Source organism: Streptomyces sp. H27-D2 (assembly GCF_035828615.1).
Classification (GTDB): Bacteria; Actinomycetota; Actinomycetes; order Streptomycetales; family Streptomycetaceae; genus Streptomyces.
In genome coordinates, this window is record NZ_JAYMZR010000017.1 from 79,815 (window position 1) to 88,380 (window position 8,566).

General features: G+C 72.1%; 8 protein-coding genes. 4 read left to right on the forward strand and 4 right to left on the reverse strand.

What is annotated here, in order from left to right:
- Positions 1-2: 2 nt before the first annotated feature.
- Entirely contained in the window at positions 3-656 is a 654-nt protein-coding gene (locus tag QMK28_RS10005; protein ID WP_326436696.1) for a response regulator transcription factor, read from the reverse strand.
- A gap of 300 nt (positions 657-956) precedes the next feature.
- Between QMK28_RS10005 and QMK28_RS10010 the strand changes: the two genes are divergently transcribed.
- A complete protein-coding gene (locus QMK28_RS10010; RefSeq protein ID WP_326436697.1) occupies positions 957-1,130 on the forward strand; it encodes a hypothetical protein in 174 nt (57 codons plus the stop codon).
- A gap of 171 nt (positions 1,131-1,301) precedes the next feature.
- Here the strand turns inward: QMK28_RS10010 and QMK28_RS10015 are convergent, their stop codons facing one another.
- Positions 1,302-2,102 (reverse strand): inositol monophosphatase family protein, encoded by an 801-nt coding sequence (locus tag QMK28_RS10015; protein WP_326436698.1) that lies wholly within the window; start codon positions 2,100-2,102, stop codon positions 1,302-1,304.
- 85 nt (positions 2,103-2,187) lie between these two features.
- Positions 2,188-3,315, reverse strand: a complete 1,128-nt coding sequence (locus tag QMK28_RS10020) for a ferrochelatase (protein WP_326436699.1) — start codon at positions 3,313-3,315, stop codon at positions 2,188-2,190.
- A 113-nt stretch (positions 3,316-3,428) separates the two neighbouring features.
- On the opposite strand from QMK28_RS10020, the gene QMK28_RS10025 reads away from it, so the two are divergent.
- Positions 3,429-4,664 (forward strand): MFS transporter, encoded by a 1,236-nt coding sequence (locus QMK28_RS10025; protein ID WP_326436700.1) that lies wholly within the window; start codon positions 3,429-3,431, stop codon positions 4,662-4,664.
- Positions 4,633-5,943 (forward strand): D-arabinono-1,4-lactone oxidase, encoded by a 1,311-nt coding sequence (locus QMK28_RS10030; RefSeq protein ID WP_326436701.1) that lies wholly within the window; start codon positions 4,633-4,635, stop codon positions 5,941-5,943. The genes QMK28_RS10025 and QMK28_RS10030 overlap by 32 nt, the downstream gene beginning before the upstream one ends.
- A 7-nt stretch (positions 5,944-5,950) precedes the next feature.
- On the opposite strand, the gene QMK28_RS10035 is transcribed toward QMK28_RS10030, so the two are convergent.
- Complete coding sequence (locus tag QMK28_RS10035; protein WP_326436702.1) at positions 5,951-7,150, reverse strand: hypothetical protein; 1,200 nt, start codon at positions 7,148-7,150, stop codon at positions 5,951-5,953.
- A gap of 459 nt (positions 7,151-7,609) precedes the next feature.
- Between QMK28_RS10035 and sepH the strand changes: the two genes are divergently transcribed.
- The coding region (gene sepH / locus QMK28_RS10040) for a septation protein SepH (protein WP_326436703.1) at positions 7,610-8,566 on the forward strand (957 nt) is incomplete at its 3' end.

The window sequence follows — 8,566 nt, forward strand, 5'->3', positions numbered from 1 at the left end:
GATCAGATCCGGTAGCCGGAGCCGGGCACCGTGACGATCACGGCCGGCTCTCCGAGCTTGCGGCGCAGCGTCATCACGGTCACCCGGACCACATTGGTGAACGGGTCGGTGTTCTCGTCCCAGGCCTTCTCCAGCAACTGCTCGGCGGAGACCACGGTGCCCTCACTGCGCATGAGCACCTCCAGGACGGCGAACTCCTTCGGGGCGAGCTGGACCTCCTTGCCGTCGCGGAAGACCTCGCGCCGGTTGGGGTCGAGCTTGATGCCCGCGCGCTCCAGTACGGGCGGCAGCGCGACCGTGGTGCGGCGGCCCAGGGCGCGCACGCGGGCGGTCAGCTCGGTGAACGCGAAGGGCTTGGGGAGGTAGTCGTCCGCGCCGATCTCCAGGCCCTCGACGCGGTCGCTGACGTCACCGGAGGCGGTGAGCATCAGCACCCGGGTGGGCAGACCCAGCTCGACGACCTTGCGGCAGACGTCGTCGCCGTGGACCAGCGGGAGGTCGCGGTCCAGCACCACGACGTCGTAATCGTTCACCTCGATGCGCTCCAGGGCGGCCGCCCCGTCGTAGACGACGTCGACGGCCATGGCCTCGCGGCGCAGTCCGGTTGCCACGGCATCGGCGAGCAGTTGCTCGTCCTCGACGACGAGTACGCGCACGTCGCTGTCCTTCCAGTGAGCCCTTACGGGCAGGTGATGAGACCACCATCCTGCCTCGACGAGCCATAAACCGGCGGTAAGGGGGGCCGGCGCCCGCCCGGATCGGGATTCCGGAGATTTCCTGGAGTAGCGAGGTTTCCGCTCCGCGCGGGCTGGGGACGACCAATGCACACCCGCGATCACGCCTTGTCGACGGCACGCCACGCCTTACCGCCGTTCACAGGGGCCACGCACGTGATCGCCCCGCCGTCGGCACACCCCCATGTGCCATTCGACCCACGACGAGGGGGCGCACGCACCATGGACGCGTTCACCGCAGGAATTCTGCACCGCATACAGAGCACCGAGAACGATCTGGCCCGCGCCCGCGAGAGTGGGGATGACTTCCTCGCCGAGGTGGAGCAGGCAGAACTGGACGACCTGCGTCGACTGGCCGCCGATCATGGCGTCCAGGTCGGAGCTTCGGTCGGCTGACCCTTTCCGATCCGGATCATCGGCTGATCCAGAAGCACAGGCTGAAGATCTGGTGAACACGAGCGAAAGCCCCGGCACCACGGTACCGGGGCCTTTTCGTGCGCCCGAAGCCCTGCTGTACGCCCCTGCGGAGCGCGTCCCGGCAGGTCAGCGGGCCGGCAAGCCAGCGGGTCAGTCGTGCCAGGCGCCCAGTTCGTCGAGCAGCGGCTGGAGCTGCGCGAAGAGGCCGGGTGAGGCGGCGACGGTCAGCTCGTTGGAGGCGTCGAGGCCCGGCCGCCCCCCGGTGCGGGCGCCCGCCTCGCGGGCCACCAGCGCGCCGGCCGCGTAGTCCCAGGGGTTGAGCCCGCGCTCGTAGTAGCCGTCGAGCCGGCCGCAGCCCACGTCGCAGAGGTCGATCGCGGCGGAGCCGGAGCGCCGGATGTCCCGCACTCTCGGCAGCAGCGTGCGGACCACGTCGGCCTGGGCGGCGCGGCGCTCGGTGAGGTAGCCGAAGCCGGTCCCCAGCAGCGCCTGCTCGAAGGGGGGCGTGGGGCGGCAGTGCACGCGCTCCCCGTTCGCGTACGCGCCCGAGCCGAGCAGCGCGTGATACGTCTCACGCCGCATCGGCGCCTCGACGACGCCGACGACGGTCTCGCCGTCCCGCTCGGCCGCGATGCTGACGGCCCAGGAGGGCAGCCCGTAGAGGTAATTGACGGTGCCGTCGATCGGGTCGATCACCCAGCGCACCCCGCTCGTGCCCCGCACGTCGGCCCCCTCCTCGCCCAGCAGGCCGTCGTCCGGACGCTGTTCGGCGAGGAAGCCGGTGATCAGCTTCTCGGCGGCGATGTCCATCTCGGTGACGACGTCGATCGGGCTGGACTTGGTGGCGGACACCCCCAGGTCGGCGGGGCGCCGCTCACGCAGCATCGCCCCCGCCGTCCTGGCCGCTTCCAGAGCTATGTCGAGCAGTCGGGCGTTGAGCGGGTCGGTCATGGTGCTCCTTGCTCGTCGTCTGCATACGGGTGCGTACGGGTGCGTACGGGCTCCGGATACGGGCCGTCGGCTGCCGCCGTACGGATCACGCGTACGCGCTGTCGGCGCCCGCGGCCGCGGGCTTGGGCGCCCGGGCCGGGCAGCAGCCGACCGGGCACAGGTCATGGCTCGGACCGAGCGCCCCCAGCGCGCAGCGCTCCGGCGCGCGCCCCCGCTCGGCCGCCGCGCGCTCCAGCACGAGATCCCGTACGGCCGCCGCGAAGCGCGGATCGGCCCCGACGGTCGAGGAACGGGCCACCGGCATCCCCAGCTCGGCCGCCTTCGCCGCCGCCTCGGTGTCGAGGTCGAACTTGACCTCCATATGGTCCGACACGAAGCCGATCGGGACCATCACCGCGGCCGGGACGCCCTCGGCGTGCAGCGTCTCCAGGTGCTCGCAGATGTCGGGCTCCAGCCACGGGATGTGCGGGGCGCCGCTGCGCGACTGGTAGACGAGCCGCCACGGGTGCTCGACGCCGGTCTGCTCGCGCACCGCGTCCGCGATCACCCGCGCGACGTCCAGGTGCTGCGCGACATACGCGCCGCCGTCCCCGTGCCCGTCGGCCGGACCGGAGGCATCGGCGGCGGCGGTCGGGATGGAGTGCGTGGTGAACGCCAGGTGCGCGCCGTCCCGTACGTCCCGCGGCAGCTCCGCGAGCGAGGCGAGCACCCCGTCGACCATGGGCCCGATGAAACCCGGGTGGTTGAAGTAGTGCCGCAGCTTGTCGACGCGCGGCGGACGCAGCCCCTCGCCCTCCAGCACGGCGAGCGCCTCCGCGAGGTTCTCCCGGTACTGCCGGCAGCCGGAGTAGGAGGCGTAGGCGCTGGTGGCCAGCACCAGGACGCGACGACGGCCGTCCACGGCCGCCTCCCGCAGCACGTCGGTCAGATACGGCGCCCAGTTGCGGTTGCCCCAGTAGACCGGCAGCTCCAGCCCGGACTCGGCGAAGTCCTCGCGCAGCGCGTCGAGCAACTCGCGGTTCTGCGCGTTGATCGGGCTGACCCCGTCGAACAGGAAGTAGTGCTGTCCCACCTCCTGGAGGCGTTCGCGGGGGATGCCGCGGCCGCGTGTGACGTTCTCCAGGAACGGCACCACCTCGTCCGGGCCCTCGGGCCCTCCGAAGGAGAGCAGCAGCAGGGCGTCGTACGGACCGGGGTTCGGAGCATCGGACATGCTTTTGATCCTGCCATCCGCCCTCCGCACGCCGGAAACCAGGATGAAGAGCTGACCGCAGCGCCCGTAAGCTGTACCGGCCACTTACATTCCTTACCGGCGGAGCGCTCTCCTTGCCCAGTCCCTACCGCGAGATTTTCGCCGCACCCGGCTCCAAAGGGTTCTCCACGGCCGGTTTTCTCGGCCGGATGCCGCTGTCCATGATGGGCATCGGCATCGTCACGATGGTCTCTCAGCTCACCGGGCGGTACGGGCTGGCCGGCGCGCTCGCCGCCACGCTCGCGCTGTCCGCCGCCGTGCTCGGCCCGCAGATCTCGCGGCTGGTCGACCGGCACGGGCAGCGCCGGGTGCTGCGGCCCGCCACGCTGGTCGCGATCGCCGCCGTCGCGGGGCTGCTGCTGTGCGCGCAGAAGGGGTGGCCGGACTGGACCCTGTTCGTCTTCACTGCCGCGGCGGGGAGTGTGCCGAGCGTCGGCTCGATGATCCGGGCCCGCTGGGCGGCGATCTACCGTGACGCGCCGCGCGAGCTGCACACCGCCTATTCCTTTGAATCCGTCATCGACGAGGTGTGTTTCATCTTCGGGCCGATCATCTCCATCGGCCTGTCCACCGCCTGGTTCCCGGAGGCGGGGCCGCTGCTCGCCGCGGGCTTCCTGGCGGTCGGTGTCTTCTGGCTCACCGCGCAACGCGCGACCGAGCCCGTGCCGCACCCGCGCGAGCACCACAGCGCGGGCTCCGCGCTCCGCTCCCCCGGGCTCCAGGTGCTGGTCGTCACGTTCGCCGCGACCGGCGCGATCTTCGGCTCGATCGACGTGGTGACGGTCGCCTTCGCCGAGGAGCGGGGCCATCAGGCCCTCGCGAGCCTGGTGCTGGCCGTGTACGCGTCGGGGTCCTGCCTGGCGGGCGCGGTCTTCGGACTGCTGCATCTCAAGGGGGCCGCCTCGCGCCGCTTCCTGCTGGGCGTGTGTGCGATGGCCCTGAGTATGATCCCTCTCCAACTGGTCGGGAACCTGCCGTTTCTGGCCGTGGCGCTCTTTGTCGCGGGCCTGTCCGTCGCACCGACGATGGTCACCACCATGGCCCTCGTCGAGCAACACGTACCGCGCGCGAAGCTGACCGAAGGCATGACCTGGACGAGCACCGGACTGTCGGTCGGGGTGGCGCTCGGCTCGTCGGCCGCCGGTTGGGTGGTCGACGCCTCCGGCGCCGCAGCGGGGTACGCGGTGCCGACGGTGGCCGGAGCGGTCGCGGCGGCGGTCGCGTTCCTGGGCTACCGCCGGCTCCGGCCGGCGCCGCAGCGGGAGGGGTCTGGCGCACATGACCGTAAAGAGCAGCAGCACCTGGCGTAACTGGGCGGGCAACGTGGCCGCCCGGCCCGCCCGGGTAGTGGCTCCGTCGTCCGCCGCGGAGCTGGCCGCGGCGGTGAAGTCCGCCGCCGGGGCGGGGTTGCGGGTGAAGGCCGTCGGCACCGGTCACTCCTTCACCGCGGCGGCAGCCACCGACGGCCTGTCGATACGGCCGGACCGGCTCGTCGGCATCCATGCGATCGACCGCGCGGCCGGCACGGTGACCGTCGCCTCGGGCACCCCCTTGCGGCGGCTGAATCAGACCCTCGCCGCCCACGGCCTGTCGCTGACCAACATGGGCGACATCATGGAGCAGACCGTCGCGGGGGCGACCAGCACCGGCACCCATGGCACCGGCCGGGACTCCGGCTCGACCGCCGCCCAGATCCAGGGCCTGGAGCTGGTCACGGCGGACGGCTCGGTGCTGAACTGCTCGCGCGAGGAGAACCCGGAGATCTTCGCCGCCGCCCGGCTGGGCCTCGGCGCGCTGGGCGTGATCACCGCGATCACCTTCGCGGTCGAGCCGGAGTTCCTGCTGACCGCGCGCGAGGAGCCGATGAGCTTCGACCGCGTCACTGCCGACTTCGATCAACTCGTGGCCGAGAATGAGCACTTCGAGTTCTATTGGTTCCCGCACACCGGCAACTGCAACACCAAGCGCAACAACCGCAGCGCGGGCCCCGCCGCCCCGGTCGGCCGCGTGAGCGGCTGGATCGAGGACGAGTTGATGTCCAACGGCCTCTTCCAGACGGTCTGCGCGCTGGGCCGGGCGGCTCCCGCCACCATTCCGGGCATCGCCAAGGTCTCCAGCCGCGCCCTGTCCGCGCGCACCTATACGGACATCCCCTACAAGGTCTTCACCAGCCCGCGCCGGGTCCGCTTCCTGGAGATGGAGTACGCGCTGCCGCGCGCCGCTGCCGTCGAGGCGCTGCGCGAGCTGAAGAGCATGGTCGAGCGCTCGGCGTTCCGGGTCAGCTTCCCGGTCGAGGTGCGGACCGCGCCCGCCGACGACGTCTGCCTCTCCACCGCCTCCGGCCGGGACACCGCGTACATCGCCGTGCACATGTACCGGGGGACGCCGCACGAGGCGTACTTCAGCGCCGCCGAGCAGATCATGACCGCGCACGGCGGACGCCCGCACTGGGGCAAGCTGCACAGCCGCGACGCGGACTATCTGGCCGGGGTGTATCCGCGGTTCGGCGAGTTCACGGCGCTGCGGGACCGGTTGGACCCGCAGCGCCTCTTCGCCAACGACTACCTGCGGCGCGTGCTCGGCGACTGAGCGCGGGTCACGGGGTGGCCCCGGCGCCGTTCTGTCCGGCGCCGCCCAGGTCCTCGGCGCCCGTGCCGCTGTCGCCCTCGTCGCCGGCGCCACCGGTGCTGCCCGGGTCGGGGCTGCCGGTGCCGCTCTTCGTCGGGGTCGGCGTCGGCGTCGGGGTGGGCTTCTTGTCGCCGCCGGTCGAGCCCGGCTCGCTCGTACCGGGCGTCGGCTCCCCAGTGCCGCCCGATCCGGAATCGTCCGGGTCGGGGGTGGCGGAGCCGTCCGTCGATCCGTCGCCGGTCGAGCCGTCCGGGGACGGCGAGGTCGAGGGCGCGGGGTCGGGCCGGGGGGCCGACCGGGGAGAGACCGAGTTGCTCAACGTCGTGCCGCGGTCGTCGCCGCCCCACACGTTCGACACCGGTCCGTCGGAGAGCCACTCGACTCCGGTGACCGCGCCCATCGCGAGGGCGAACACGGCCGCCGCCCCGAGCGCCGGCCGCTTCCAGCCGCGCATCCGGGTGCCGTGCCGGGTGCCGTCGGTGAACTCGTCCGGACCGTCTTGGGAACCGGAGGCGGCGACAGAACCGGAGCCGGATTCGGGGCCGAGATCCGGACCCGTACCGAATGTGGACGCCGACGCGGCGGGCCCGGCGCCGGGCATCGGCCCGACCTGGCCCAACAGCTGCGTCTTGTCGCCGGCCCGGCCCAGCGGCCGGGTGTGCTCCCCGGCCTGCGGGATCAGCTGCGTCGCGTCACCGGCCCGCGGCAGCATCTGCGTCGCGTCCCCGCCCGCCGGAGGGATCCGCGTCGCGGCCGGATCGCGGCTGACGGCGGGGAGCACCGTGGTCGCGTCATGGCGTGGGTCGAGGAGCGGCGAGGCGCGGGCCGACTGGCCGGTGTCCCGGCGGGGCCCGGCCCCGGACGCCTCGTCCGGTCTGGGCCGGGTGTGCACCTGGACCGTGACTTCGCGTATCTGCTCGCCCGTGCGCTTGAACAGATGCTGGAAGATCGTGCCGCCCGCGGTGGCCACCACGCTCACCACACCGGCGCCGATGATGGTCCCGTAGACCCCGAGCTTGGAGGCAAGCACCGCTGCCGCCACAGCCGCCAACGCACTCCCGGCGACCTGCGCGACGCTCAGTTCGAGGCGCTTGGTCTGCTGATTTGTCTCGCTTTCGCCTCTGACGCGCATCTCCAGCCCTTGATAGCCCTTTCCATCCACTTGCACTAGGAAGAGACCATTGGGCGGAGCGGATAGTTCCAGATCTGGCGATTCTGTGAAGAACGCCACGCGGGGCGGGCCGCGCGCGGGCGCGAAACGGATTCAACTCCCTTGCGCCACGAGAACTTCGGCGGCGCGGCGGGCCACCCGGGTGGCCCAAATGGAGTACTGTGGCGAGCCCTGGCACCGGTATCCCGTCCGGCCGCCCGGACTTGCGGGAGAGGCGGACATGGCACTCACCCCAAGAGCGCCGTCCCTCAGTACGGGCAGCCGCTGCGCAGGGCAACCGATACGGTCACTTTGCGTTGCCAATGGGTAACCGTGTCATAACGGTGAGTCAGGGCCGAAGCCCGACACGCCAGGCAACACGGCAATGTTGTGGCGGGCCGCATCCGGACAGGCCACACTCGTCTAGCGGAAGCAGCGACGCACGTGACGTCGGCAGGCACCACACGGGAGGTCCCCATGCCCGAACTGCGTGTCGTGGCCGTCAGCAACGACGGCACACGGCTGGTGCTCAAGGCTGCCGACAGCACGGAGTACACCCTCCCCATCGATGAGCGGCTGCGCGCCGCGGTCCGCAACGACCGCGCCCGGCTCGGCCAGATCGAGATCGAGGTGGAGAGCCACCTCCGCCCCCGCGACATCCAGGCCCGGATACGTTCCGGCGCCTCCGCGGAGGAAGTCGCCCAGCAGGCCGGCATCCCCGTCGATCGCGTACGACGCTTCGAGGGCCCGGTGCTCGCGGAGCGCGCCTTCATGGCCGAGCGCGCCCGCAAGACGCCCGTCCGCCGCCCCGGCGAGACCACCGGACCACAGCTCGGCGATGTCGTCGCCGAGCGGATGATGCTGCGCGGCGCCGAGAAGGAGACCGCCCAGTGGGACTCCTGGCGTCGCGACGACGGCACCTGGGAAGTGCTGCTCGTCTACCGCGTGGCCGGCGAGCCGCACGCGGCGAGCTGGACCTACGACCCGCCGCGGCGGCTGGTCCAGGCCGTCGACGACGAGGCGCGATCCCTCATCGGCGAGACCGACGACGCGCCCGAGCCCAGCTTCCCGTTCGTGCCGCGCATCGCCCGGCTGCCCCGCGACCGTCCGATGGACCGCGCGGGCCTGCCCGACCGCTCCACGAACCGGGTGCCCGAGCTCGACGGCCCGTCGCGCTCCGCCGAGAACGAGGAGCGCGACTCGCTCACCAGCCTGCTGGAGGCGGTGCCCAGCTTCCGGGGCGACATGATCGTCCCGGACATGGTCAAGCCGCCGCTGCCGCCGAACCCGCCGTCCAGCGAGCCCGACCAGCCGTCGACCGAGCCGGAGATCTCCGAGCCGCCGGCCGCCGCGGCGAGCGTCGGGGCGGGCTCCGCCTACGCGGACGTCCTGATGCCGCGCGCGGTCGCCGGCCACCGCGACCGGCTCACCGGC

What these genes read in the sequence shown, in the direction of transcription:
- QMK28_RS10010 (WP_326436697.1), top strand. Translation starts at nt 957, where the DNA reads ATGGACGCGTTCACCGCAGGAATTCTGCACCGCATACAGAGCACCGAG.
- QMK28_RS10015 (WP_326436698.1), bottom strand. Translation starts at nt 2,102, where the DNA reads ATGACCGACCCGCTCAACGCCCGACTGCTCGACATAGCTCTGGAAGCG.
- QMK28_RS10020 (WP_326436699.1), bottom strand. Translation starts at nt 3,315, where the DNA reads ATGTCCGATGCTCCGAACCCCGGTCCGTACGACGCCCTGCTGCTGCTC.
- QMK28_RS10030 (WP_326436701.1), top strand. Translation starts at nt 4,633, where the DNA reads ATGACCGTAAAGAGCAGCAGCACCTGGCGTAACTGGGCGGGCAACGTG.